At 65.0% G+C, this 24,212-nt stretch carries 23 protein-coding genes; 17 read left to right on the forward strand and 6 right to left on the reverse strand.

Translation table 11 applies throughout. The features are described 5' to 3' along the window. Window positions 1-94: 94 nt before the first annotated feature. Entirely contained in the window at window positions 95-691 is a 597-nt protein-coding gene (locus ACK56M_RS25895; RefSeq protein WP_013974374.1) for a MarC family protein, read from the forward strand. Window positions 692-698: 7 nt separating this feature from the next. On the opposite strand, the gene ACK56M_RS25900 is transcribed toward ACK56M_RS25895, so the two are convergent. From ACK56M_RS25900 to cobG, 6 genes are all read right to left on the reverse strand, one after another. Then, window positions 699-1,328, reverse strand: coding sequence for a hypothetical protein (locus ACK56M_RS25900; RefSeq protein WP_061303515.1), 630 nt, complete (start codon window positions 1,326-1,328; stop codon window positions 699-701). Window positions 1,329-1,411: 83 nt separating this feature from the next. Continuing rightward, window positions 1,412-2,092 carry a hypothetical protein gene (locus tag ACK56M_RS25905; RefSeq protein WP_061303513.1) on the reverse strand — a complete coding sequence of 227 codons (681 nt, stop codon included), beginning with the start codon at window positions 2,090-2,092 and terminating at the stop codon, window positions 1,412-1,414. 93 nt (window positions 2,093-2,185) lie between these two features. Continuing rightward, a complete protein-coding gene (gene cobJ / locus ACK56M_RS25910; RefSeq protein WP_191472092.1) occupies window positions 2,186-3,883 on the reverse strand; it encodes a precorrin-3B C(17)-methyltransferase in 1,698 nt (565 codons plus the stop codon). Then, window positions 3,871-4,605, reverse strand: a complete 735-nt coding sequence (locus tag ACK56M_RS25915; RefSeq protein WP_182328907.1) for a precorrin-2 C(20)-methyltransferase — start codon at window positions 4,603-4,605, stop codon at window positions 3,871-3,873. Before ACK56M_RS25915 ends, cobJ begins: the two co-directional genes overlap by 13 nt. Then, a complete protein-coding gene (locus tag ACK56M_RS25920; RefSeq protein WP_003257545.1) occupies window positions 4,602-5,228 on the reverse strand; it encodes a precorrin-8X methylmutase in 627 nt (208 codons plus the stop codon). The genes ACK56M_RS25915 and ACK56M_RS25920 overlap by 4 nt, the downstream gene beginning before the upstream one ends. Continuing rightward, a complete protein-coding gene (gene cobG, locus ACK56M_RS25925) occupies window positions 5,221-6,552 on the reverse strand; it encodes a precorrin-3B synthase (RefSeq protein ID WP_170977521.1) in 1,332 nt (443 codons plus the stop codon). The genes ACK56M_RS25920 and cobG overlap by 8 nt, the downstream gene beginning before the upstream one ends. Before the next feature lie 227 nt (window positions 6,553-6,779). On the opposite strand from cobG, the gene cbiE reads away from it, so the two are divergent. From cbiE to urtE, 16 genes are all read left to right on the forward strand, one after another. After that, complete coding sequence (cbiE, locus tag ACK56M_RS25930) at window positions 6,780-7,991, forward strand: precorrin-6y C5,15-methyltransferase (decarboxylating) subunit CbiE (protein WP_182328905.1); 1,212 nt, start codon at window positions 6,780-6,782, stop codon at window positions 7,989-7,991. Continuing rightward, window positions 7,984-9,078 carry a cobalt-precorrin-5B (C(1))-methyltransferase gene (locus tag ACK56M_RS25935; RefSeq protein WP_191472088.1) on the forward strand — a complete coding sequence of 365 codons (1,095 nt, stop codon included), beginning with the start codon at window positions 7,984-7,986 and terminating at the stop codon, window positions 9,076-9,078. Before cbiE ends, ACK56M_RS25935 begins: the two co-directional genes overlap by 8 nt. Continuing rightward, window positions 9,075-9,797 carry a cobalt-precorrin-6A reductase gene (locus ACK56M_RS25940; RefSeq protein ID WP_015271962.1) on the forward strand — a complete coding sequence of 241 codons (723 nt, stop codon included), beginning with the start codon at window positions 9,075-9,077 and terminating at the stop codon, window positions 9,795-9,797. The genes ACK56M_RS25935 and ACK56M_RS25940 overlap by 4 nt, the downstream gene beginning before the upstream one ends. Before the next feature lie 132 nt (window positions 9,798-9,929). Then, window positions 9,930-10,367, forward strand: coding sequence for an NfeD family protein (locus ACK56M_RS25945; RefSeq protein ID WP_003257542.1), 438 nt, complete (start codon window positions 9,930-9,932; stop codon window positions 10,365-10,367). Window positions 10,368-10,393: 26 nt separating this feature from the next. Next, window positions 10,394-11,248 carry an SPFH domain-containing protein gene (locus ACK56M_RS25950; protein WP_013974384.1) on the forward strand — a complete coding sequence of 285 codons (855 nt, stop codon included), beginning with the start codon at window positions 10,394-10,396 and terminating at the stop codon, window positions 11,246-11,248. A gap of 214 nt (window positions 11,249-11,462) precedes the next feature. Further along, window positions 11,463-11,852, forward strand: a complete 390-nt coding sequence (locus tag ACK56M_RS25955) for a DUF2946 domain-containing protein (protein WP_015271963.1) — start codon at window positions 11,463-11,465, stop codon at window positions 11,850-11,852. A 47-nt stretch (window positions 11,853-11,899) separates the two neighbouring features. Then, window positions 11,900-12,385, forward strand: a complete 486-nt coding sequence (locus ACK56M_RS25960) for a copper chaperone PCu(A)C (RefSeq protein WP_054573584.1) — start codon at window positions 11,900-11,902, stop codon at window positions 12,383-12,385. Between the two features lie 23 nt (window positions 12,386-12,408). Further along, a complete protein-coding gene (locus tag ACK56M_RS25965) occupies window positions 12,409-12,840 on the forward strand; it encodes a DUF2946 domain-containing protein (RefSeq protein ID WP_015271965.1) in 432 nt (143 codons plus the stop codon). A gap of 68 nt (window positions 12,841-12,908) precedes the next feature. Beyond that, the gene (locus tag ACK56M_RS25970) at window positions 12,909-14,960 is read left to right on the forward strand and encodes a TonB-dependent copper receptor (RefSeq protein ID WP_054573583.1); all 2,052 of its coding nucleotides are present in this window, start codon (window positions 12,909-12,911) and stop codon (window positions 14,958-14,960) included. Between the two features lie 58 nt (window positions 14,961-15,018). After that, window positions 15,019-16,386, forward strand: a complete 1,368-nt coding sequence (locus ACK56M_RS25975) for a PepSY-associated TM helix domain-containing protein (protein WP_015271967.1) — start codon at window positions 15,019-15,021, stop codon at window positions 16,384-16,386. A gap of 237 nt (window positions 16,387-16,623) precedes the next feature. Further along, window positions 16,624-18,030, forward strand: coding sequence for a D-serine/D-alanine/glycine transporter (gene cycA, locus ACK56M_RS25980; RefSeq protein WP_411959138.1), 1,407 nt, complete (start codon window positions 16,624-16,626; stop codon window positions 18,028-18,030). A gap of 487 nt (window positions 18,031-18,517) precedes the next feature. Continuing rightward, window positions 18,518-19,783, forward strand: coding sequence for an urea ABC transporter substrate-binding protein (gene urtA, locus ACK56M_RS25985; RefSeq protein ID WP_013974390.1), 1,266 nt, complete (start codon window positions 18,518-18,520; stop codon window positions 19,781-19,783). Window positions 19,784-19,880: 97 nt separating this feature from the next. Continuing rightward, window positions 19,881-21,410, forward strand: a complete 1,530-nt coding sequence (urtB, locus tag ACK56M_RS25990) for an urea ABC transporter permease subunit UrtB (RefSeq protein WP_411959139.1) — start codon at window positions 19,881-19,883, stop codon at window positions 21,408-21,410. Continuing rightward, window positions 21,410-22,489: an urea ABC transporter permease subunit UrtC gene (urtC, locus tag ACK56M_RS25995; RefSeq protein ID WP_280168205.1), complete on the forward strand. Its 1,080-nt coding sequence runs from the start codon at window positions 21,410-21,412 to the stop codon at window positions 22,487-22,489. The genes urtB and urtC overlap by 1 nt, the downstream gene beginning before the upstream one ends. Further along, window positions 22,486-23,343 carry an urea ABC transporter ATP-binding protein UrtD gene (gene urtD, locus ACK56M_RS26000; RefSeq protein ID WP_023660839.1) on the forward strand — a complete coding sequence of 286 codons (858 nt, stop codon included), beginning with the start codon at window positions 22,486-22,488 and terminating at the stop codon, window positions 23,341-23,343. The genes urtC and urtD overlap by 4 nt, the downstream gene beginning before the upstream one ends. Window positions 23,344-23,501: 158 nt before the next feature. After that, window positions 23,502-24,200: an urea ABC transporter ATP-binding subunit UrtE gene (gene urtE, locus ACK56M_RS26005; RefSeq protein WP_013974394.1), complete on the forward strand. Its 699-nt coding sequence runs from the start codon at window positions 23,502-23,504 to the stop codon at window positions 24,198-24,200. Window positions 24,201-24,212: the final 12 nt, after the last annotated feature.

Below are 24,212 nucleotides of genomic sequence, written 5' to 3' on the forward strand. Positions count from 1 at the left end.
CTGTGGGAGCTGGCTTGCCGGCGATTAGGCCAGTGAAGACAACCACGATCCTACTGATACACTTCCCCTCACCTTTCCTGCCAGGGGCTTCCCCATGCTCCATGAGTTGTTCAGCGTCTACCTGAAAATGCTCGTGCTCTACAGCCCGTTCTTCGTGCTGTCGTGCTTCATCAGCCTGACCCGCGGCCATTCCAGCAAGGAGCGCAAGCAGCTGGCATGGAAGGTGGCCATCGCCGCACTCATCGCCAGTGTCCTGCTGTACCTGTTCGGTCGGGCGATCTTCGGCATCTTCGGCATCACCGCCGACGCCTTCCGCATCGGCGCTGGCAGTGTGCTGTTCATTTCGGCACTGGGCATGGCCCAAGGCAAGTCTGCGGTACAGGCCGACAACGTCCAGCAGGATGTCACCATCGTGCCGCTGACCATCCCGCTCACCGTCGGCCCGGGCACCATCGGTGCACTGCTGGTAATGGGCGTCGGCCACCCGCACTGGGACGACAAGCTGTTGGCCATCATCAGCATCGCCCTGGCCAGCTTCACCGTCGGCCTGGTGCTGTACTTGTCGCACCGTATCGAGCGCATACTCGGCGACCAGGGCCTGCAGATCGTCAGCCGGCTGATGGGGCTGTTCGTCTGCGCCCTGGCTGCGCAAATCATCTTTACCGGTATCAAAGGCTACCTGGCGCCATAGCCATTGCCTAATGCAGGTCGAACCGATACTCCCCTTGTGCATCCTTGGTTTTCATCAATGCCTCCAGCTCATCTCGCTGATGTTGGAAACGCCCGTTATCCAGCTGCAAGGAAACGCCATTGAACCCGGCTTCACCCTCCAGCGCCTTTTCGACCAGCAGCATGTCCTGGGGTATGCCGGCGATCGGTGCGTCGAATTGGAAGGTGATACTGCAAAGATCGAGGACCGGGCCCGGCTTGAGCAAGCCAAGCTCGATCACCAGCTGCGAACCCTGCGTGCTGAACTTCAGCTGGTGACGAAAACCTTCGATCGATCGGCCCAGGCCACTTCTTACTGCAGCCAGCACAGCCTCATGACGGATCGAGCGCATCGTCAGCCACGCCTCGAGTGGCTGTATCTGCGCGCTGCGCGCGGGCTGCCCCAGCTGTTTCAAGTCATGCGTACTGGCCAGCTTGATCCAGCCCAGTTGCCGGTATGCCTCGCGATAGGCGTCATACCAGGCTTCATAGTTGTCAAAGCGTGACCCCGCATTCCTGTTGGCCACCAACTGGGCGTAAAGGATGGAGTCGAAGGCAGCCTGGCGTTGAATCTGGCCAGCGTCCGCGCGATACAGTAATGCCGTCCCGCCAATCAACATCAGTTGTTCAGCTGTTCTGTCCATTGCATTGCCTCGTCACAAAGAGCCGAACAAGGCGGCGTTGCAACAACGCCGCCCTGCAATCAGATGTCGTACTGGAGAACGTTCTCGACGCTGCGCACGCCGAGTTTGTTTTCCACGGTTTCGCGGACCTTGTCGTAGACGAAAGTGTTGAGGGTGAGCACAGCCATCCCGGCGTAGTACTCGGTCTTTTCCAGCTTCCACTGGATACCCAGGATGTCATCCTCCAGTTTGGGGGCAGAGGCCTGGATGCAGCTCACCACCATGACCACATCGTTGTTGTCGGTTTCGACGCAGGCGGCCATCCCGACCATGCCCCTGACCTTGTTCTTGCGCTTGTGATCGACCACCTTGACGTCATTTTCGACGGTGGTGAGTTTGTCGAAAGCCGCCTTGGCCAGCACACCCAACTTGGTACCACCCAGCACTGCATTGCCGACCGCACCGATCGCCCGTATAGCGACAGCGCCTACGGTGACAGACAACTCGGCAGAGGTTTCCAGCTCGAAGGTGCGACGAGGGATGGTAAAGCCAAGATCACGCATGACATCGATGAACCGGTCGTACCACTCCCTGCTCTGTTTTTCGGCATCGAAGGACTTGTCAGCCACCAAGGTGGCAAAGTGGAAGGCGTTCTTTACGTCATGACGGCTTTGCGAAGACATGCCTGCGCCGCAGGCCAGCAGGTTGCCTTCGACCAGGATGGCTGTGTCGGTCGCAGTGACTTGTGTTTCTGTGGACATGTGGAAACTCCTAGATGGTTGCCCCCCGAGTCAGGGGCGACCACCTTAGCCAGCGCGCCCAGGATGCAGCGCGCTGAAGGGTTTCCGGTGCAACTAGTCAGCCGACGGGTACCAACGCGGCGTGTAGGCCCACGCCCCGCCCGACAAGCGAGGAAACACGCAGGTTGTAGATGAGCCGACAAGCACCATGGTGCGCATGTCGACCATTTCCGGCAGCAGTTCGGCCAATGTGACGACCTTCAGCGTCTGCCCCGGCCTACCGATGTCACGGCCAAGGACTACAGGCGTGTTACCCTCGCGGTGCCGACGCACGACCTCCAGCGCTACCCCAAGCTGGTGCGGCCTGGCCTTGGAAATCGGGTTGTAGAATGCCAGCACCAGGTCGGCCTCGGCCGCCAGGTCCAGGCGCTTTTCAATGATCGACCACGGCTTGAGGTTGTCCGACAGCGACATCACGCAGAAGTCATGCCCCAGCGGCGCACCCGCCTGGGCGGCGGTCGCGAGCGAGGCCGACACCCCCGGCAGGATCTCGAGATCCACCCGGTGCCAGGCCGGGTCCGTGGACGCGTGCAACGCTTCAAGTACCGCAGCTGCCATGGCGAACACACCCGGGTCGCCCGACGACACCACCACCACCGAACGGCCCTGGGCCGCGAGTTCGAAGGCATGCCGGGCACGCTGCATCTCTTCACGGTTGTCGGTGCAGTGCAGCACCTGGTCGTCACGGAACGGCCCGGCCATGCGCACGTAGGTTTCGTAACCGAGCACATCCTCGGCTTGCGCCAGCTCGGCCTTGACCGCCGGCACCATCAGCTCGGCTGCACCCGGCCCCAGGCCGATGACCGCCAGACGACCCCGACGACGACCGATCTGCGCCACCTCGACCGGGGCAGGCGCCACCGCGATGACCACGTCTGCCACCTCGATCAGCTGCGCAGCAGGCAATGCCGCAGCAACCATCCCGGCCAGATCATGCGTCCTGGCAGCAAAGCGCAAGGCAACACCCAGGGTCTGTGCGGCCTCATGCAGGGCGCTGTCGGCCATGGCTTGCTCATCGGCCAGCAGGCAGGCCACTGCAGGCTCGGCGATGCCGGCCTGCTGCAATGCCGCCCGGATACTGGCCAGGCTACCGCCAGCAACACCCACTACCACCGAACGCGGGTGGATCAGCAGCTCGTCGCGGCTGGCCGGGCGGGCCTGGTGCCCCACATGGATGGTACGCCGAGCCGCCTCGCTGGCAGGCAACTGCGCCTGTTGCAGCCACGGCGCGTCACCTTCGATGCGCACCGCCTCGCCAGCCAGCAGGTCGGAGACAAAGCGCTTGCCTTGCTCGATATCCGCCAGCGCATAGCCCTGTGGCGGGTTCAGCAGACAGGTGCCGAAACGCAGCTCGCCACTGGTGGTGATGGCCGCAGCAACGCCCAGTGCTTCAGCGATTTCGCGCGCCATCACGTTCACACCGCCAAGGCCACCAAGCAACGGCACTACGGCACTGCCGTCTTCGGCCACGGCCAGTACCGGTGGCTCGACACCTTTCTCGCTGAGCAGGCTGGCCAGGCTGCGGATGACGATACCCGCCGCGCACAAGGCAATGATCGGAGTGTTCTGCTGGTACAGCCCACGCAGGGTATCGCCGAACGCGGTGTAGCAAAGGTCGGCACCCTCGACCCGGCCTTCCAGGCCATGGATCGATGCTTGTGGATAACACTGCTGGATACGCTGCGCCGTGGCCAGGCTGCCCTGGCCAAGGATGACGATCGCCGGTGCCTGGTGCATGTTCAGCCCTGCCATTTTTCACCCGGCACGATGATCAGCGAGAAGTACGGCGACGACTGTGGGTCGACCTGGTCCAGCGCCACGATTTTCTGGTTGGCCATGGTCGCCCGCTCCACATACAGCGCACGCCCGTCCAGGCCCAGTTCGGCCAGCACTTCGCGCACCTTGGGGAAGTTGCGGCCAAGCTTCATGATCACCGCCGCGTCGGCGTCGGCCAGGCGACGCTTGAGCTCTTCGGCCGGCAACACGCCAGACAGCACCGACAGGCTCTGATTGCGGTAAACCAGCGGCGCGCCCAGTACCGAGGCGCCACCGAGCATCGAGCAGACGCCGGGGATCACTTCGGCCTCGTAGCGCTGCGCCAGGCGGTCGTGCAGGTACATGTAGGAACCATAGAAGAACGGGTCGCCTTCACAGATAACCGCCACGTCGCGGCCGGCATCCAGGTGCTCGGCTACCTGCACGCTGGCCTCGTCGTAGAAGTCGCTGATCACCTGTTCATAGGACAGCGGCGCTGGCAGCGCTTCGGTGGTTACCGGGTAGACCAGCGGCAGCAGGGTCTGCTCGGGCTGCAGGTGCGCCTCGATGATGCCGAAGGCGTTGCCGCGCTTGCCCTTGGCCACGAAGTAGCCAACCACTGGCGCTTCACGCAGCAGGCGCAGGGCCTTGAGGGTAATCAGTTCTGGGTCGCCAGGGCCCACGCCCAGGCCCAGCAGACGTCCACGCGGCGCCATCATTCCACCTCCGTGGCCAAGGCGTTGACCGCAGCTGCGGCCATCGCGCTGCCGCCCAGGCGGCCCTGCATGATCACGAACGGCACGCCACGGCTGTCGGCGGCGAGCATCGCCTTGGACTCGGCGGCACCGACAAAGCCGACCGGGAAGCCGAGGATCAGTGCTGGTTTCGGGGCGCCGGCGTCGAGCATTTCCAGCAGATAGAACAGTGCGGTAGGCGCATTGCCGATCACCACCACACTGCCTTCCAGGTGCGGCCGCCACAGTTCCAGGGCCACGGCGGAACGGGTGTTGCCGGCGTCTTTCGCCAGGCCCGGTACGCTCGGGTCGCGCAGGGTGCAGATGACCTTGTTGTCGGCGGGCAGCCGGGCGCGGGTGATGCCTTCGGCGACCATGTGCGCATCGCACAGGATCGGCGCGCCGTTCAGCAACGCCTCGCGTCCGGCCCGGCCGGCGCCTTCGGAGAACTGCAGGCCATCGATGGCGTCGACCATGCCACAGGCGTGGATCACGCGCACGGCGAGCTTTTCGAGGTCTGCGGGGATCCGCTCGAGTCGGGCTTCCTCGCGGATGATCCGGAAGGAATTGCGATAGATCTCCTGACCATCGCGGATGTAGTCAATCATCAAGGTGCTCCGTCGGCAGGTCGAGCATGGCGCCTGCTTCATTCAAGGTAAGGTCGGTGGCGCGCAGGGCGCCGAAGCCCGGCTGGCGCGCATCACGCAGGTACAGGTCGTAACGGCCCGGCGCGCGGGCCAGCAGGGTGGCCGGGGCAACATGGGCCACGGCGCAGGATCGGGGGCAACCGGACAAGTGCACGCTGCCGGGCACACCAGGGCCGAGCAGTGCGGCCAGGGTGACGGCGTCGGCCTTGGTCTCGCCCAGGGCCTTGGCACAGCCACTGGCGCCGGTACAGGCGCTTATGCGTGCCAGTGGCTCATGGTCATGGCATAGCAGGCCCAGTGCGGACAACCCGGCCTGGGCGTGGTCGATGTGTTGCGCTTGCAAGTTGGTCAGCACCAGGCTTTGCCAGGGGCTCAGGCGCAGGCTGCCATCGCCATGTTCACGGGCAACGCGCGCAGCGCCACGCAGCATGGCCGGGGTCAGGCGCCCCTGCGGCGGGGCAACGCCCAAGGCGATGCCCTGCGCCTGGGGCAGGACGCCCAGCCACGAGGCGCTGCGCGGTTCACGTCGCCATGCGAGCACGGCGGCATCGCGGCGGATGGCCAGGCCGAGCCCGTCGATGAAATCGGTTGCCGAACATACCTCGAGCAACTGGCGCATGCGCGACTGTGCCGGGGTGGCCAGGTCGAGGAAGCGCTCCAGCACCGCACGCACCAGCACCAGGCCTTGGTCCGCCGGCACCGCACCGAGCACCTGGCCGTCTGCCGGGCAACCTGCCAGGCCAAACGCCAGCCAGGTCTGCTGCCCCAGGCGCAGGGCAGACAGCCACAGGTCATGGGGGTGTTCGAGCATGGCCAGGTTTTCGCCGGCATCCAGCTGCACGGCGAACTTGGCCGACAACTGGTGAAAGCGCGGGGTGCCCTCCAGCAGGTCGAGGATCTGCCCGGCCAACGGTCGAGCGTCCAGCAGCATCGCCGGGTCATGCCCGGCCAGCGGGCTGAGCATCAGGTTGCGCACATCGTCACCGGCGGCATCACGTGGGCCCAGGCCGGCAGCGAGCAGTGTCTCGACCAGGCCGCGATGGTCGCTGCCGATGCCGCGAATCTGCAGGTTGCCGCGGTTGGTGGCCTCGATCACGCCACCGGCGAAACGCTCGGCAGCCGCCGCCACTGCGTCGGCCTGGTCGGCCAGCAGCAGGCCGCCCGGCAGCTTGATGCGGCAGATGCCGCCATCACGGGCACTGACGATGCGCCACAACCCCGGGCAGGCCGAGGGACGGGGCGATACATGGGAGGCATGGGCCTGGGTCAAAGGGGCGTCCGGCAATCTGTGAAAATGCGCTTGAGTGTAGAAGGCGCGGTATTATGCCTGCTTTGTCCGGCGGCATGAAAAGCCGGTGGTCGAGCATCATTCGAGTTTGAGCAGAAATTTTGGGGGCGCTGCGCACCCCATCGCGACACAAGGCCGCTCCCACAGGGATCACCATTCCCTGTGGGAGCGGCCTTGTGTCGCGATGGGCTGCACAGCAGCCCCAGGGTCTTGAAGAGGTATCCATGGCACCCTGGCTGACAGTAGTAGGTATCGGCGAAGACGGCTTCAGCGGCCTGGGCAAGCAGGCCCGGCGCGCGCTGCTGGGCGCTGCGCGGATCTTCGGCAGCCCGCGCCAGCTGGCCTTGCTGCCACGCTGCGTGGCCGGCGAACGGCTGGGCTGGCCAAGCCCGTTCTCGCTGGCCCCGGTCCTGGCTCTGCGCGGTGAGCCAGTATGCGTGCTGGCCAGCGGCGACCCGATGTTCTACGGCGTCGGCGCCAGCTTGGCGCGCCAACTGCCCGCCGCTGAAATACGCGTGCTGTCGATGCCCTCCTCCTGCGCCCTGGCCGCCGCCCGCCTGGGCTGGCCACTGCAGGACGTGCAGGTGGTATCGCTGGTCGCTCGGCCCCTGGCTGCGCTCAATGCCCATCTGCACAGCGGCGTGCGCCTGCTGGTGCTGAGCAACGACGGCGACAGCCCGGCAGCAATTGCCACGCAGCTGCGCGAGCGGGGCTTCGGGCCAAGCCGCCTGCGAGTCTTCGAACACTTGGGTGGCGTGGACGAACGTGAGTTGGCCGGCACCGCCCAGGACTGGCCGCACAGCGATGTCGCCGCGCTCAACCTGGTAGCCATCGAGTGCCTGGCCACGCCCGAGGCCCCGCGCCTGCACCGACTGGCCGGGTTGCCGGACAGCGCCTTCCGGCATGACGGCCAACTGACCAAGCGCGATGTCCGCGCCATCACCCTGGCCCGCCTGGCACCACAGCCCGGCGAGTTGCTGTGGGACGTGGGCGCCGGCTGCGGCTCGATCGGCATCGAATGGATGCGCGCCCACCCGGCCTGCCGCGCCTTGGCCATCGAGGCCGACGAAGGCCGCCAGGGCTTCATCGAACACAACCGCGATGCGTTGGGTGTACCCGGCCTGCAACTGGTCCGCGGCAAGGCACCAGCGGCGCTGGAAGGCCTGGAGCAACCGGATGCGATCTTCATCGGTGGCGGCGTCACCCGCGAAGGTGTGCTCGACCTGTGCTGGGCAAGCCTGCGCCCCGGCGGCCGGCTGGTAGCCAATGCGGTGACCCTGCAAAGCGAACTGGCCCTGGCGCATTTCCGTGAACGCCACGGTGGCGAGCTGACCCGCATCCATGTCGCCCATGCCCAGCCATTGGGCGCGTTCGACACTTGGCGCCAGGCGCTGCCGATCACCTTGCTGGACGTGGTGAAACCCGCCAATGCGTGAAGAAACCCGCGAACAGCCCGCCCCCCTGCGCAGCGGCCTGACCACCGGCAGCTGCGCCACTGCCACCAGCCTGGCGGCAGCGCGCTTGCTGCTGGGAGGCGAGAGCAGCGACGCCGTCAGCATCACCCTGCCCAAGGGCAAGGTGGTGCAGATGCGCCTGGAGTTCTGCCGCCTCACCAGCCAAGGTGCCGAAGCGGGCACGCTCAAGGACGCCGGCGACGACCCGGACGTGACCCATGGCGCCCTGCTCTATAGCCAGGTGCGCCTGATGGCCGAACCGGGCATCCGTTTTGTCGCCGGCACCGGCGTCGGCACCGTGACCCGCCCGGGGCTGGTGCTGGCGGTGGGTGAGCCGGCCATCAACCCGGTGCCACGGCGCATGATCAGCGACCACCTGCAACGCTTGGCAGACGAATGCAGCTACCCCGGCGGTTTCGAAGTCACGGTCAATGTGCAGGGCGGCGAGCAACTGGCCCTGAAGACCATGAACCCGCGGCTGGGCATCCTCGGCGGTCTGTCGATCCTCGGCACCAGCGGCATCGTGCGGCCGTTTTCCTGCGCGGCCTACATTGCCTCGATCCACCAAGGCATCGATGTCGCCCACACCAACGGCTACACGCATATCGCCGCATGCACCGGGAACGCCAGCGAAGACACCATGCGCCGCGTCTATGGCCTGCCGGAAATAGCCCTGATCGAAATGGGCGACTTCGTCGGTGCGGTGCTCAAGCACCTGCGCAAGGTACCGGTGCCACGCCTGACCCTGTGCGGCGGTTTCGGCAAGATCAGCAAACTGGCTGCCGGGCACATGGACCTGCACAGCCGTCATTCCAGCATCGACCTGCCGCAACTGGCCGGCTGGGCGGCGGACATCGGCGCCGACGCAGCGCTGCAGGCATCGATCATTACTGCCAACACCAGCCAACAGGCCCTGGCACTGGCCCATGCAGCCGGCATTCCCTTGGGTGACGCGGTGTGCGCCCACGCCCTGGCCTTCGCCCGCAGCGTGGTGCCGGCGCAGGTGCAGGTGGAGGTGTTCGCCATCGATCGCCAGGGTGGCATCGTCGGCCGGGCGGGTGTGCAATGAACGGGCGCATCCTGCTGCTGGGCGGCGTCACCGAAGCCCTGGCCATCGCTCGCCGCCTGGGCCCGCAGCATGTCTACAGCCTGGCGGGCATCGGCCGGGTGCCGCAGGACCTGCAATGCCAGGTTCGGGTCGGCGGCTTTGGCGGTGCCGAAGGGCTGGCGAACTACCTGCACGATGCAGGCATCACGTTGCTGATCGATGCTACCCATCCCTATGCCGCGCAGATCAGCCGCAACGCGGCCAACGCCGCACGCTTGGCCGGTATTCCGTGCTGGGCCTTGCGCCGCCCGGCCTGGCAGACACAAGCGGGGGACGACTGGCGCGAAGTCGAGAATTGGGCGGGGTTGATCGAGGCACTCAAGCCGTTTCGCAGGCCATTGTTCACGCTCGGGCGTGAGCCGCTGCAACATCTGGACGAGATACCGCTGGAGCAGTTCTGGACCTTGCGTGCGTTGGAAACGTGCCCTGGCAACGATCGCTGTGAAGTGATTGGCGCGCGCGGGCCGTTCCATATCGAGGATGAGCGGGCGTTGTTCCAGCGCCGCAAGATCGATGTGCTGATCAGCAAGAACAGCGGCAGCGTAGCGACCGAACCGAAGCTGGAGGTGGCGCGGGAGCTGGGGATACCTGTGCTGATCCTGAAGCGACCGGCTTTGCCGGATGTGGACCGGGCATTCGATTCGCCAGCCGACCTGGCTGCGGCACTCGACCTGCAGTAACAAATGTCGCAAGCACACTGCAGCCCCCCTGTGGCCTACAGTATGTTCGGACTTTTCTTGCAAACCATGAAGTGGCCATGTGCCGCACTGCTGCCTTAAACTCGGCACTCTCCCCCGGAAGGCGCTACCCATATGGAAATGCAATGGTGGATCTGGCTGGTCTTCGGCATCGCGCTGATCCTGCTCGAACTGGTCCTGCCGACGTTCTTCATCCTCTGGTTCGGCATCGGCGCCGTGCTGGTATCGCTCATTTCGCTGGCCGCCCCAAGCCTGCAACTGGACATGCAGGTGCTGCTGTGGGTTTTGATGTCGTCAGTCACCACGGCACTGTGGTTCAAGCTGTTCCGGCGCAAGCAACCAGACGTGCGCTGGACCGCCGAAAGCGTGATCGGTGAAGTGGGGCTGCTGACTGCTGGTGTCTCGGAGTTCCAGAAAGGCCGTGTGCGCTTCCAGAAGCCTATCCTCGGCAACGAGGAATGGACCTGCATCGCCGACAGCGAGATCGCGGCCGGCGAGCGGGTACGCCTGACCGCCATCGAAGGGAACACCGCCCGGGTCATTCGGGCCTGAATCCGCACTAAAAGGAATTTCGCATCATGACCAGCCTCATCGTCGTCGTCGCCATCGCCCTGTTCGTCCTGATCACCGTGTTCAAAGGGGTGCGCATCGTGCCCCAGGGCGAAGAATGGGTCGTCGAGCGCCTGGGCCGCTACCAGAGCACGCTCAAGCCCGGCCTGAACATCGTCATCCCGTACATGGACGTGGTCGCCTATCGCCTGCCTACCAAGGACATCATCCTCGATGTGCAGCAGCAGGAAATCATCACCCGGGACAACGCCGTGATCGTCGCCAACGCCCTGTGCTTCGCCAAGGTGGTCGACCCACAGAAGGCCTCCTATGGCGTGCAGGACTTCTCGTTCGCCGTCACCAGCCTGACCATGACCTCGCTGCGCGCCATCGTCGGGGCCATGGACCTGGACGAAGCGCTGTCCAGCCGCGAGCAGATCAAGGCGCGCCTGCGCGAGGCGATGTCCGAGCAGACCGAAGACTGGGGCGTGACCGTACGCTCGGTGGAAATCCAGGACATCAAACCCTCGGAGAACATGCAACTGGCCATGGAGCGCCAGGCGGCAGCCGAGCGTGAGCGCAAGGCCGACGTGACCCGTGCCGAAGGGGCCAAGCAGGCGGCGATTCTGGAAGCAGAAGCACGCTTGCAGGCTGCCAGGCTGGATGCCGAAGCGCAGATCAGCCTGGCCGAGGCCTCGGCGCGGGCGATTTCGCTGGTCAAGGACGCGGTCGGCAACGAGACCGTGCCGGCGATGTACCTGTTGGGCGAGCGCTATGTGGGGGCCATGGAGAACCTGGCGGGCAGCAGCAATGCCAAGGTGGTGGTGCTGCCGGCAGACCTGCAGGAGACCGTGCGTGGGTTGATGGGCCGCAACAAGGCTTGAGGGCACCTTGATCTTCATCGCCGGCAAGCCAGCTCCCACAGGTTTACCACAGGCCCTGAAATCTGTGCGGGTCCCTGTGGGAGCTGGCTTGCCGGCGATTGGGCTGCAAAGCTGCCCCTCGAAGGGCCCGGCCTGCGTCACTTCACCGCACCCCGCCATTTTTACCTATACTCCGCCTTACAATACCCACCACGATTCCTGACCGGATCTCTCCATGCCCCCACGTCGGCACATCGCCTGGATAGCCTGCCTTGCAGTGCTGTTCAACCTGCTGGCCATGCCGCTGTCTTCCGCCGCGCCCAAGGGCCCGGCCGAGCAGCTGCTGTGGGGGGCCTTCTGTTCCAGCATGGCCAACAAGGCCAAGGTCGACGTCCAGGCCCTGGCCAAGATCGACCTCGGCCCGCAAAGCGACGACAGCGCCAGCATGATGAATTGCTGGTGCTGCTCCGGCGCCGCGCCACTGCTGGCCTTGCCCGGCTACCCGCCGCAGCTGCACAACCCGCCGATACTGCTGGCCGGCCTGCCGCCACCACCCGCCGACTACCACGCCACGCCGCGCCAACTCTGGCCGGCGCTCAACCCCCGTGCCTCTCCGCTGGCCTGAGTTCTTCACGCTGTCTGCCTGAACCTGAACAGAAACGGAGATTCACCATGCTCAAGCACGCCCTCGTCATGGCCGCCCTGTTGCTGCCCGGCGCCTTTGCCAATGCCCACGAATACAGCGTGGGTGACCTGCACATCGCCCACCCCTGGTCACTGCAACTGCCCCCCAACGCCCCCAACGTCGCGGCGTATTTCGTGGTGCACAACAATGGCCAGGCCGACGACCGCCTGCTCGGTGTCGACAGCCCCATCAGCGATGACGCACAACTGCACGAGCATGCCATGAGCGCCAGCGGTGCCATGAAGATGCAGCAGATACCCAGCGTGGTGGTGCCCGCCGGCAAGGACTTGACCTTCGCCCCCAGCGCCTACCATGTGATGCTGATGCAGCCCAAGGACCGCAGCCTGCTCAGCGACGGCAAGCGCTTCCCGTTGACCCTGCACTTCGAAAAGGCCGGCGATATCACCGTCGATGTGGCCGTGCAGAAGCAGGCGCCGACGGACCAGCCGCAAGCCCACGAACACGCGCACTGATCAGCCGCTGAAAGGCACTCGCCATGAGCCTGCCGCGCAACAGCATCAGCCGTACCACTCGCCCTGACCGCAGGCGCGCCGGTGGCGGATGGCTGAGCCTGTTCGCCATGTGGATGATCTTCATCGGCCCGCTGATTTCCCAGTCGATGCCGATGGACCACCACGCCGGCATGAGCATGCCGATGGACATGCCGATGGCCACCGCCCATCAGCATGGCGGCGACACCCATCACGGCCAGACTGGCGATGGCCAGCTGCATGTGATGTGGGAAAAGTGCGGTTACTGCAGCCTGTTGTTCAACTGCCCGGCCCTGCCCCAGGCCCTCAGCCCGCTCAGTGCCAGCAGCGTCGTACCCACCACCCACCTGTTCGCACCCACGCGCCAGGGCCATGCCCGGCAGGCTGTATTCCCCGGCGCGCGCAGCCGCGCCCCACCTTCCTCGATCAACGTCTGAACCCACACTTTTTGCGCACGAAGCCAGGAGGCTTCGCGCTGACTCATGACTGATCGACTGGAATCATTATGTCCGGCTGCACCCCTGTTTTTGCCTTGTCCCTGCGTGGGACCATCGCCGCCGTGTGCGGCTCGCTGCTCGCGCCCGTGGCCCTGGCCGCCGACCCAGGCCATGAAGGCCATGCACACGACGCCCCCGAGCTGAGCCCGACGGTGATCACCGCCGTGGCCCCGAGCTCGCCGCTGACCGTGGTCACCAACCCGAAAGACCCGCGCCAGCCGGTGCCGGCCAGCGACGGCGCCGACTACCTGAAGACCATCCCCGGCTTCTCGGCCATCCGCGCCGGCGGCACCAACGGCGACCCGGTACTGCGCGGCATGTTCGGTTCGCGCCTGAACATCCTCACCAATGGCGGCCTGATGCTGGGCGCCTGCCCCAACCGCATGGATGCCCCCACGTCGTACATTTCGCCGGAAACCTACGACCGCCTGACCGTGATCAAAGGCCCGCAAAGCGTGATCTGGGGCCCGGGCGGCTCGGCGGGCACCATCCTCTTCGAGCGCGAGCCGGAGAAGTTCGGCACCCTCGGCAGCCGGGTCAACGCCAGCCTGCTGGCCGGCTCCAACGGCCGCTTCGACAAGGTGCTGGACACCGCCGCCGGCAACGACCAGGCCTACGCCCGCTTCGTCGGCAACCAGTCGCGCTCGGACGACTACCATGACGGCGATGACAACACCGTGCCGTCACGCTGGGACAAGTGGAATGGCGATGTCGCCCTCGGCTGGACCCCCGACCAGGACACCCTGCTGGAACTCACCGCCGGCAAGGGCGATGGTGAGGCCCGCTATGCCGGGCGTGGCATGGACGGCTCGCAGTTCAAACGCGAAAGCCTGGGCCTGCGTTTCGAAAAATCCAACCTCGGCGAGGTGCTCGACAAGGTCGAGGCGCAGGTCTACTACAACTACGCCGACCACGTGATGGACAACTACAGCCTGCGCACGCCTTCGGGCAGCGGCATGATGGGCATGCCGATGGTCAGCAACGTCGACCGCCGCACCATGGGCGCACGCATCAAGGCCACCTGGCGCTGGGCTGATGTGCAACTGATCGGCGGCATCGACGCGCAGACCAACGAACATCGCAAACGCGGCGGCATGGGTGTGGACGCGCACAAGGGCCAGGCCTGGACCAAGGACGCCGACTTCCACAACTACGGTGCCTTCGGCGAGCTGACCTGGTACGTCAGCGGTGAGGACCGCATGATTACCGGTGCCCGCCTGGACCGCGCCTCGGCCCGCGACTTCCGCGCAACCAGCGCCACCAACGGCGACACCCGCGCCGATACCCTGCCCAGCGGTTTCGTCCGCTACGAGCACGACCTGGCAGCCATCCCGGCCACCACGTACATCGGCCTTGGTCATGCCCAGCGTTTCCCCGATTACTGGGAGCTGTTCTCGCCCAAGCTGGCACCACCCGGTGCGGCCAATGCTTTCGACGGTATCAAACCAGAGAAGACCACCCAGCTCGACTTCGGTGTCCAGTACCGTGACGAGCGCATGGAAGCCTGGGCATCTGGCTACATCGGGCAGATCCGCGACTACATCCTGTTCGACTACCAGGGAATGAGCTCCCAGGCTCGCAACATCGACGCCCGCATCATGGGCGGCGAACTGGGCGCGGCCTACCAGCTGACGGAAAACTGGAAGGCCGACGCCACGCTGGCCTACGCCTGGGGCAAGAACAGCAGTGACGGCACAGCACTGCCGCAAATGCCGCCTCTGGAAAGCCGCCTGGGCCTGACCTACAGCCGCGATGTCTGGAGCGTCGGCGCATTGTGGCGGCTGGTGGCGGCGCAGAACCGCATCGCCGAGAACCAGGGCAACGTGGTCGGCAAGGACTACGACAACAGCGCCGGCTTCGGCGTGTTCTCGATCAATGGCGCCTACAAGGTAAGCAACCACCTCAAGCTCAGCGCGGGGGTCGACAACCTGTTCGACAAGACCTACGCCGAGCACTTGAACCTGGCCGGGAACGCCGGGTTCGGCTACCCGGCTAGCGATCCACAGCCGGTCAACGAGCCAGGCAGGACCTTCTGGACCAAGGTCGACTTCAGCTTCTGACAACAACAACGGGCGCGGCGCAGGTCGCGCCCATCTGCTGGTCAAACAGGAGGTTCCCATGAGAGGAACACGCATCAACTTCTACAACCTGGCCTGGCGTTGGCACTTCTATGCGGGGCTGTTCGTGGCCCCGTTCATGATCCTGCTGGCAATCACCGGGATCATCTACCTGTTCAAGCCGCAGCTCGACCCGCTGCTGTACCGCGAGCTGATGGTGGTCGAAGCCGGCCACCACCGACAGGGCGCGGACACGATGCTGGCCGAGGTGCGCAAGGCCTACCCCAAGGGCCACGTTGGCCAGTACCTGCCGCCGCTGGACGCCGAACGCAGCGCACAATTCGTGGTGCATGACGCCGGGCGCGAACTGAACGTGTTCGTCGACCCCTACAGCGGCAAAGTCCTCGGCGAACAGGATGGCAAGCAGAACCTGCAGGCCATCGCCCGCGCCCTGCATGGCGAACTGATGGTCGGCACGGTCGGTGACCGCCTGGTAGAACTGGCCGCGGGCTGGGGCATCGTGCTGGTGGTGTCGGGCCTGTACTTGTGGTGGCCACGCGGGCGCAATGGCGCTGGCGTGCTGTGGCCACGGCTCTCGGCACGCGGCCGACTGTTCTGGCGCGACCTGCATGCGGTGACCGGTTTCTGGGGCTCAGCCTTGTTGCTGCTGATGCTGGTCAGCGGCATGACCTGGACCGGCCTGTGGGGCAAGCAGTACGCCGACTTGTGGAACCGCTTTCCGGCGGCCATGTGGAACGACGTGCCCAAGTCGGACCAACAGGCGGGTGAACTCAACAGCGCGCACCGCCAGACCGTGCCGTGGGCGATGGAAAACACGCCGATGCCGCAGTCCGGTGCACACGCCGAACATGCCGGGCATCACATGATGTCGAGCGCGCCGGCAGCGCCACAGATAAGCCTGCAGCAGGTCGAAGATATCGCTACCGCGCGCCAGGTCGAACCGGGTTACAGCATCACCGCGCCGACCACGGCCGATGGCGTGTTCACCATCGCCGTATTCGCCGACGACCCGCGCAACGACGCCACCCTGCATGTCGACCAGTACACCGGCAAGGTGCTGGCCGATGTGCGCTGGCAGGACTACAGCCCGGTCGCCCGTGCCACCGAGCTGGGTGTGATGCTGCATGAAGGCAAGATGTTCGGGGCGTTCAACCAGATCATCATCCTGCTGGTGTGCCTGATGATCTTGCTGGGCTCGGTGAGCGGGCTGGTGATGTGGTGGAAGCGCAGGCCGGCCGGCGGGTTGGGTGTGCCGCCGCTGCGCCATGACCTGCCGCGCTGGAAGGTAGCGGTGGGGGTGATGCTGGTGCTGGGGTTGATGTTCCCGCTGGTGGGGGTGTCGATGGTGGTGATGTGGATGGTGGATAGCTTGGTGGTGAGGCGCGGCCGGGTGCTGGCCAGCGCTTGAGCCTTGCTTCGTTTGTGCCGGCCCTTTCGCGGGTAAACCCGCTCCTACAGTTTCTGCGCCAAGCCTGAGGGCAGCGCGGTCCCTGTGGGAGCGGGCAAGCCCGCGAAGAGGCCGGCACAGGCACAACACTGCTACCCAAAAGTCGAGTCGATCTGTCGCGCCCCGAACTGGAACGCGCGTGTTAGCCTAGCCGGCTACCTCTGACAAGACGACCGACCGTCCAACGGAATGCAGCCTATGACGCAAACCTCACCCACAGCGCCAGATGAACAGCATCTGCAGCGCAACCTGACCAACCGCCACATCCAGCTGATCGCCATTGGCGGCGCAATCGGTACCGGCCTGTTCATGGGCTCGGGCAAGACTATCAGCCTGGCCGGGCCGTCGATCATCTTCGTCTACATGATCATCGGCTTCATGCTGTTCTTCGTCATGCGCGCCATGGGCGAACTGCTGCTGTCGAACCTCAACTACAAGTCGTTCATCGATTTTTCCGCCGACCTGCTCGGCCCCTGGGCAGGCTACTTCACCGGCTGGACCTACTGGTTCTGCTGGGTGGTCACCGGCATCGCCGACGTGGTCGCGATCGCGGCATATACACAGTTCTGGTTCCCTGAACTGCCGCAGTGGATACCGGCGCTGACCTGCGTAGGGCTGCTGCTGTCGCTGAACCTGGTGACGGTGAAGATGTTCGGTGAAATGGAGTTCTGGTTCGCCCTGATCAAGATCGTCGCCATCATCGGCCTGGTCGCCACCGGCCTGTACATGGTCATCACCGGCTTCACCTCGCCCAGCGGGCGCACCGCACAACTGGCCAACCTGTGGAATGACGGCGGCATGTTCCCCAATGGCCTGATGGGCTTCTTCGCCGGCTTCCAGATCGCCGTGTTCGCTTTCGTCGGCATCGAGTTGGTGGGTACAACCGCCGCCGAAGCGAAGAACCCGGAGCGCACCCTGCCGCGGGCGATCAACTCGATCCCGGTACGCATCATCGTGTTCTATGTGCTGGTGCTGATCGCGATCATGGCCGTGACCCCATGGCGCGACGTGGTGCCAGGCAAGAGCCCGTTCGTGGAGTTGTTCGTGCTGGCCGGCCTGCCGGCGGCGGCGAGCATCATCAACTTCGTGGTGCTGACCTCGGCGGCTTCGTCGGCCAACAGCGGCGTGTTCTCCACCAGCCGCATGCTCTACGGCCTGTCCCAGGAAGGTGACGCGCCCAAGGCCTTCGAAAAACTGTCGAGCCGCTCGGTACCTGCCAACGGCCTGTATTTCTCCTGCACCTGCCTGCTGCTGGGTGCAGTGCTGATCTATTTGGTGCCGAACGTGATCGAGGCATTCACCTTGGTCACCACCGTTTCGGCGGTGCTGTTCATGTTCGTCTGGACGCTGATCCTGCTGTCGTACCTGCAGTACCGCAAGCACCGCGCGGCACTGCACCATGCGTCGAAGTACAAGATGCCCGGCGGGCGTTTCATGTGCTACGTGTGCCTGCTGTTCTTTGCCTTCATCCTGGTGTTGCTGAGCCTGGAAGACGATACCCGCGCGGCATTGCTGGTGACGCCGATCTGGTTTGTGCTGCTGGCGGTGACCTATCAGGGGGTGCGCAGCAAGCGTCATCCGCGCACGGCTGTGCGTAACGGCTGATGCCCCTGGGGGCTGCTCTGCAGCCCTTTCGCCGGCAAGCCAGCTCTCATAGAACAACACATGACTCATTGGTTCGGCGAAGTCCTGTAGGAGCAGCCTTGTGCTGCGAAGAGGCCGGGGCTGACAAAGCCTGTCTATTGGCTTTACCGGCCTCTTCGCAGCACAAGGCTGCTCCTACAAAGGACGCGTCAGACGAGCGATATTGGTTCTCTGCGCGACAGCGCAGCCCAAAGGGCTGGGCAATCTCCCACAGGGACAGCGCATGGCTCGAGGCCGATGCGGTCTAGGTGGGAGCTGGCTTGCCGGCGATGGGCCGCGCAACGGCCCCAATCCTGTGCACATAAATCCATCAGGCACCAACCTGGATCCAGCCAACGCCCCAACACCTCGCACAACCCCTCTATTGCGCACCTTCCGCCGTTAGGCACACCCCTTGCAACACCCCTCCCCGCTTGCCCAACACATAAAAACTCAGCGGAGAGAGCACATGAAGCGACGCAGTCTGATCAAGGCCTTCACCCTTAGCGCATCGATCGCCGCAATGGGCCTGAGCTGGAGCATCCAGGCCGCCGAAACCATCAAGGTCGGTATCCTGCATTCGCTTTCGGGGACCATGGCCATTTCCGAGACTTCGCTCAAGGACATGGCGCTGATGACCATCGAGCAGATCAACGCAAAGGGCGGCGTGAACGGCAAGCTGCTCGAGCCGGTGGTGGTCGATCCGGCCTCCAACTGGCCGCTGTTCGCCGAAAAGAGCCGCCAGCTGCTAACCCAGGACAAGGTGGCAGTGGTGTTCGGTTGCTGGACCTCGGTGTCGCGCAAATCGGTGCTGCCAGTGTTCGAAGAGCTCAACGGCCTGCTGTTCTACCCGGTGCAGTACGAGGGTGAAGAGATGTCGCCGAACGTGTTCTACACCGGCGCCGCGCCCAACCAGCAGGCCATCCCGGCCGTTGAGTACCTGATGAGCGAGGACGGCGGCAGCGCCAAGCGCTTCTTCCTGCTGGGCACCGACTACGTCTACCCGCGCACCACCAACAAGATCCTGCGTGCCTTCCTGCACAGCAAGGGCGTGGCCGACAAGGACATCGAAGAGGTGTACACCCCGTTCGGCCACAGCGATTACCAGACCATCGTCGCCAACATCAAGAAGTTCTCTGCTGGCGGCAAGACAGCCGTCATTTCCACCGTCAACGGCGATTCCAATGTGCCGTTCTACAAGGAGCTGGCCAACCAGGGCCTGAAGGCCACCGATGTGCCAGTGGTGGCCTTCTCGGTGGGCGAGGAAGAACTGCGCGGCATCGACACCAAGCCTCTGGTGGGCCATCTGGCGGCGTGGAACTACTTCGAGTCTGTGGATAACCCGGTCAACCAGAAGTTCGTCGCCGACTGGAAAGCCTACGCCAAGGCCAAGGGCCTGCCAGGCGCCGACAAGGCGGTGACCAACGACCCGATGGAGGCCACCTACGTGGGCATCCACATGTGGGCGCAGGCGGTGGAGAAAGCCAAGTCCACCGATGTCGACAAGGTGCGCGAGGCACTGGCCGGGCAAAGCTTCGAGGCGCCGTCCGGTTTCACCCTGACCATGGACAAGACCAACCACCACCTGCACAAGCCGGTGATGATCGGCGAAATCCAGGATGACGGGCAGTTCAGCGTGGTGTGGGAAACCGAGCAGCCGCTGCGGGCGCAGCCATGGAGCCCGTTCATTCCCGGCAACGACAAGCGCCCTGATTACGCCGTGAAAGGTAACTGAGTGCACTGGGGCTGCTTTGCAGCCCATTCGCGGGCACGCCCGCTCCCACAGGGACCGCACAATTTTCAAACTGTGCACCGTACCTGTGGGAGCGGGCATGCCCGCGAAGAATCCACCGCCGATTTCCAGGATTACCCGCATGCTCAGACTGCTGCTCACCCTGCTCCTGCTGATGCCCTTGGCAACCCAGGCCAGCGAGGGCGAATTCTTCCTCGCTGCCAAGCCCGCCGAGCAAGCCCGCCTGCTCGAAGGCTGGGCCGCACAACCCGATACCGCGCGCCTGGAGCTGCTGGGCAACCTGCGCCAGGGCCGCATCGCCGCCGACGACACGCGCAAGGTACGCCTGAACAACCGCCTGCGTGGCCTGATCGACAATGCCTTGGCCAGCCACCAGTTGCTCAGCGACAACAGCGACATCCGCCTGGCCGCTGCCCAACAACTACAGAAAAGCGCGCAACCGGCGCAAATGGCCTTCCTCGACCGGCGCTTCGCCAGCGAACCGGATGCCGCCGTGCATGCCGCCCTCGGCCTGGCCCTGGCCAACCTGCAGCTGGGCGCCAGCGAACCGGCAGTACGCCTGGCCGCCGTTCGCCTGCTCGGCGAAACCGGTGACCCGCTGGCCCGCACCCGCCTCGAAGCCTTGCTGCAACCCAACGCGGAAACCGACCCGGGCGTGCGCACCGCCGCCGAAACCAGCCTGGCCCAGGTGCAGCGCAAGCTGCTGGTGGGCGAACTGCTCGGCCAGGCCTTCAGCGGCCTGTCGCTGGGCTCGATCCTGCTGCTGGCAGCCCTTGGCCTGGCCATCACCTTCGGCCTGCTCGGGGTGATCAACATGGCCCACGGCGAAATGCTGATGCTCGGCGCCTACAGCACCTACATGGTCCAGGTACTGCTGCAACGCTACGCCCCTGGCGCCATCGAGTTCTACCCACTGATCGCCCTGCCGGTGGCCTTCACCGTCAGTGCCGGCGTCGGCATGGCGCTGGAGCGCACGGTAATCCGCCACCTGTATGGCCGCCCTCTGGAAACCCTGCTGGCGACCTGGGGCATCAGCCTGATCCTGATCCAGGCCATCCGCCTGCTGTTCGGCGCGCAGAACGTCGAAGTCAGCAACCCGGCCTGGCTGTCGGGTGGCATCCAGCTGCTGCCCAATCTGGTACTGCCATACAACCGCCTGGTGATCATCGGCTTCGCCCTGGCCGTGGTACTGCTCACCTGGCTGCTGCTCAACCGCACGCGGCTGGGCCTGAACGTGCGCGCGGTCACCCAGAACCGCAACATGGCCGCCTGCTGCGGCGTGTCCACCGGGCGCGTCGACATGCTCGCCTTCGGCCTCGGCTCGGGCATCGCCGGGCTTGGTGGCGTGGCCCTGAGCCAGGTCGGCAACGTCGGCCCGGACCTGGGCCAGAGCTACATCATCGACTCGTTCCTGGTGGTGGTGCTCGGCGGCGTCGGCCAGTTGGCCGGTAGCCTGTGGGCAGCCTTCGGCCTTGGCATCGCCAACAAGCTGCTGGAGCCGCAGATCGGCGCCGTGCTCGGCAAGATCCTCATCCTTGCGTTGATCATTCTGTTCATCCAGAAGCGCCCGCAAGGCCTGTTCGCCCTCAAGGGACGGGTAATCGACTGATGAACCAGCCACTGCTTGTCACCGCTACGCAAAAGGCCGGGCCACGCCTGACCCTGGCCATCGGCGCCGTCGTCGTCCTGTTGCTTGTGGCCCTGCCGCTGCTGTCGCTGCTGCCGGCGGACCATGCCCTGCAAGTGTCGGCCTACACCTTGACCCTGGTCGGCAAGATTCTCTGCTACGCCATCGTCGCGCTGGCCCTGGACCTGGTCTGGGGCTACGCCGGGCTGCTGTCACTGGGCCACGGGCTGTTCTTCGCCCTCGGTGGCTACGCCATGGGCATGTACCTGATGCGCCAGGCCGCCGGTGACGGCCTGCCAGGGTTCATGACCTTCCTGTCGTGGAGCGAGCTGCCGTGGTACTGGGCTGGCACCCAGCATTTCGCCTGGGCCCTGTGCCTGGTGGTGCTGGCGCCCGGGCTGCTGGCGCTGGTGTTCGGCTGGTTCGCCTTCCGCTCGCGAATCAAGGGCGTGTACTTCTCGATCATGACCCAGGCGCTGACCTTCGCCGGCATGTTGCTGTTCTTCCGCAACGAAACCGGCTTTGGCGGCAACAACGGTTTTACCAGCTTCCGCACCATCCTTGGCTTCGACATTGCCGCCCAAGGCACCCGTGCAGTGCTGTTCCTGCTCACCGTCGGCCTGCTGCTGGCCAGCCTGTACCTGTGCTGGGGCCTGACCCGCAGCAAGTTCGGCCGCCTGCTCACCGCCGTGCGCGACGCCGAAAACCGCCTGATGTTCTGCGGCTACGACCCACGTGGTTTCAAGTTGCTGGTGTGGGTGCTCAGCGCCGTACTGTGCGGCCTGGCCGGTGCGCTGTACGTACCGCAGGTGGGCATCATCAACCCCAGCGAGATGTCGCCGACCAACTCCATCGAAGCCGCCGTGTGGGTGGCCCTGGGCGGGCGCGGCACCTTGATCGGCCCGCTGCTCGGCGCCGGTCTGGTCAATGGCATGAAAAGCTGGTTCACCGTGGCCTTCCCGGAGTTCTGGCTGTTCTTCCTCGGCGCGTTGTTCATCCTCGTCACCCTGTACCTGCCCAAGGGCGTGGTCGGCCTGTTGAAGAAAAGGAGCCAGCCATGAGAGGCGTGCCCCCGGTACACCCGGAATTCATGCTCGAACCGGTGTTCGACAACCTCGGCGCCAGCCGCGACGCCATCGGCCTGGGCCAAAGCCGCAAGACCGGCCTCGACACCCGCCACGGCACGGTGCTGAGCCTGGAAGACATCAGCGTCAGCTTCGATGGCTTCAAGGCGCTGAACGCGCTGAACCTGTACATCGGCGTGGGCGAGCTGCGTTGCATCATCGGCCCCAACGGTGCCGGCAAGACCACGATGATGGATGTGATCACTGGCAAGACCAGGCCTGACAGCGGTACGGCCTATTTTGGCGACACCCTCGACCTGACCCGCATGAGCGAATACCAGATCGCCCAGGCCGGCATAGGCCGCAAGTTCCAGAAGCCCACGGTGTTCGAGGCGCTGACGGTGTTCGAAAACCTGGAGCTGGCGCTGAAGACCGACAAGTCGGTATGGGCCAGCCTGGCAGCGCGCTTGGGTGGGGAGCAGCGCCAACGCATCGAGGAGGTGCTGGGCACCTTGCGCCTGCTGCCGCTGGCCCAGCGCCAGGCGGGCTTGCTGTCGCATGGGCAGAAGCAGTTCCTGGAGATCGGCATGCTGCTGGTGCAGGAGCCGCAACTGCTGTTGCTGGACGAACCGGTAGCGGGCATGACCGATGCCGAGACCGAGTTCACCGCCGAGCTGTTCAAGGGGCTGGCTGGCAAGCATTCGCTGATGGTGGTGGAGCACGACATGGGGTTTGTCGGCAGCATTGCTGACCATGTGACCGTGCTGCACCAAGGCAGCGTGCTGGCGGAAGGGTCGCTGGAGCAGGTGCAGGCGGATGAGCGGGTGGTCGAGGTCTACTTGGGCCGGTGACCGGCATTTGAATTTTTGAAGCCTGTACCGGCCTCTTCGCGGGCTTGCCCGCTCCCACAGGAAACCCACAGTTTTCGAGCCCTGTGTAGTACCTGTGGGAGCGGGCAAGCCCGCGAAAGGGCCGGCACAGGCACAGCAACAATTTCAGGAATACACACATGCTCAAGATCGACACCCTGCACCAGTATTACGGCGGCAGCCACATCCTCCGGGGCCTGTCCTTCGAAGCCAAGGTTGGCGAAGTCACCTGCCTGCTGGGCCGCAACGGCGTGGGCAAGACCACCCTGCTGCGCTGCCTGATGGGGCTGGTCCCGGCCCGCGACGGCAGCATCGAATGGGAAGGCAAGCCGATCACCAGCCTCAAGCCCCAGCAACGGGTCCACGCCGGCATCGCCTACGTGCCCCAAGGCCGCGAGATCTTCCCGCGCCTCACCGTCGAGGAAAACCTGCTGATGGGCCTTTCGCGCTTCCCCGCCCGTGAAGCTCGGGAGGTACCGCCCTTCATCTACGAACTGTTTCCCGTGCTGGAACAAATGAAGCAACGCCGTGGCGGTGACCTGTCCGGCGGCCAGCAGCAACAGCTGGCAATCGGCCGTGCCCTGGCCAGCCGCCCGCGGCTGCTGATCCTCGATGAGCCCACCGAGGGTATCCAGCCTTCGGTCATCAAGGAAATTGGGGCTGTCATCCGTCGCTTGGCAGAGCGCGGTGACATGGCCATCCTGCTGGTGGAACAGTTCTACGACTTCGCTGAGGAGCTGGCCGACCAGTACCTGGTGATGGCCCGTGGCGAGATCATCCAGCGGGGCCGTGGCGAAAACATGCAAGCCGAGGGTGTGCGTGGGCTGGTAACCATTTAATCTGCAAGCAAC

The sequence above is a fragment of the Pseudomonas sp. s4 genome, from assembly GCF_046764235.1.
GTDB lineage: Bacteria > Pseudomonadota > Gammaproteobacteria > Pseudomonadales > Pseudomonadaceae > Aquipseudomonas > Aquipseudomonas asiatica.

What these genes read in the sequence shown, in the direction of transcription:
- ACK56M_RS25940 (WP_015271962.1), top strand. Translation starts at nt 9,075, where the DNA reads ATGAACGGGCGCATCCTGCTGCTGGGCGGCGTCACCGAAGCCCTGGCC.
- urtE (WP_013974394.1), top strand. Translation starts at nt 23,502, where the DNA reads ATGCTCAAGATCGACACCCTGCACCAGTATTACGGCGGCAGCCACATC.
- urtD (WP_023660839.1), top strand. Translation starts at nt 22,486, where the DNA reads ATGAGAGGCGTGCCCCCGGTACACCCGGAATTCATGCTCGAACCGGTG.
- ACK56M_RS25970 (WP_054573583.1), top strand. Translation starts at nt 12,909, where the DNA reads ATGTCCGGCTGCACCCCTGTTTTTGCCTTGTCCCTGCGTGGGACCATC.
- ACK56M_RS25945 (WP_003257542.1), top strand. Translation starts at nt 9,930, where the DNA reads ATGGAAATGCAATGGTGGATCTGGCTGGTCTTCGGCATCGCGCTGATC.
- ACK56M_RS25955 (WP_015271963.1), top strand. Translation starts at nt 11,463, where the DNA reads ATGCCCCCACGTCGGCACATCGCCTGGATAGCCTGCCTTGCAGTGCTG.
- ACK56M_RS25900 (WP_061303515.1), bottom strand. Translation starts at nt 1,328, where the DNA reads ATGTTGATTGGCGGGACGGCATTACTGTATCGCGCGGACGCTGGCCAG.
- ACK56M_RS25965 (WP_015271965.1), top strand. Translation starts at nt 12,409, where the DNA reads ATGAGCCTGCCGCGCAACAGCATCAGCCGTACCACTCGCCCTGACCGC.
- cycA (WP_411959138.1), top strand. Translation starts at nt 16,624, where the DNA reads ATGACGCAAACCTCACCCACAGCGCCAGATGAACAGCATCTGCAGCGC.
- ACK56M_RS25895 (WP_013974374.1), top strand. Translation starts at nt 95, where the DNA reads ATGCTCCATGAGTTGTTCAGCGTCTACCTGAAAATGCTCGTGCTCTAC.
- cobJ (WP_191472092.1), bottom strand. Translation starts at nt 3,883, where the DNA reads ATGGCAGGGCTGAACATGCACCAGGCACCGGCGATCGTCATCCTTGGC.
- ACK56M_RS25915 (WP_182328907.1), bottom strand. Translation starts at nt 4,605, where the DNA reads ATGATGGCGCCGCGTGGACGTCTGCTGGGCCTGGGCGTGGGCCCTGGC.
- urtC (WP_280168205.1), top strand. Translation starts at nt 21,410, where the DNA reads ATGAACCAGCCACTGCTTGTCACCGCTACGCAAAAGGCCGGGCCACGC.
- ACK56M_RS25975 (WP_015271967.1), top strand. Translation starts at nt 15,019, where the DNA reads ATGAGAGGAACACGCATCAACTTCTACAACCTGGCCTGGCGTTGGCAC.
- cbiE (WP_182328905.1), top strand. Translation starts at nt 6,780, where the DNA reads ATGGCACCCTGGCTGACAGTAGTAGGTATCGGCGAAGACGGCTTCAGC.
- ACK56M_RS25935 (WP_191472088.1), top strand. Translation starts at nt 7,984, where the DNA reads ATGCGTGAAGAAACCCGCGAACAGCCCGCCCCCCTGCGCAGCGGCCTG.
- ACK56M_RS25920 (WP_003257545.1), bottom strand. Translation starts at nt 5,228, where the DNA reads ATGATTGACTACATCCGCGATGGTCAGGAGATCTATCGCAATTCCTTC.
- ACK56M_RS25905 (WP_061303513.1), bottom strand. Translation starts at nt 2,092, where the DNA reads ATGTCCACAGAAACACAAGTCACTGCGACCGACACAGCCATCCTGGTC.
- ACK56M_RS25950 (WP_013974384.1), top strand. Translation starts at nt 10,394, where the DNA reads ATGACCAGCCTCATCGTCGTCGTCGCCATCGCCCTGTTCGTCCTGATC.
- ACK56M_RS25960 (WP_054573584.1), top strand. Translation starts at nt 11,900, where the DNA reads ATGCTCAAGCACGCCCTCGTCATGGCCGCCCTGTTGCTGCCCGGCGCC.
- urtB (WP_411959139.1), top strand. Translation starts at nt 19,881, where the DNA reads ATGCCCGCGAAGAATCCACCGCCGATTTCCAGGATTACCCGCATGCTC.
- urtA (WP_013974390.1), top strand. Translation starts at nt 18,518, where the DNA reads ATGAAGCGACGCAGTCTGATCAAGGCCTTCACCCTTAGCGCATCGATC.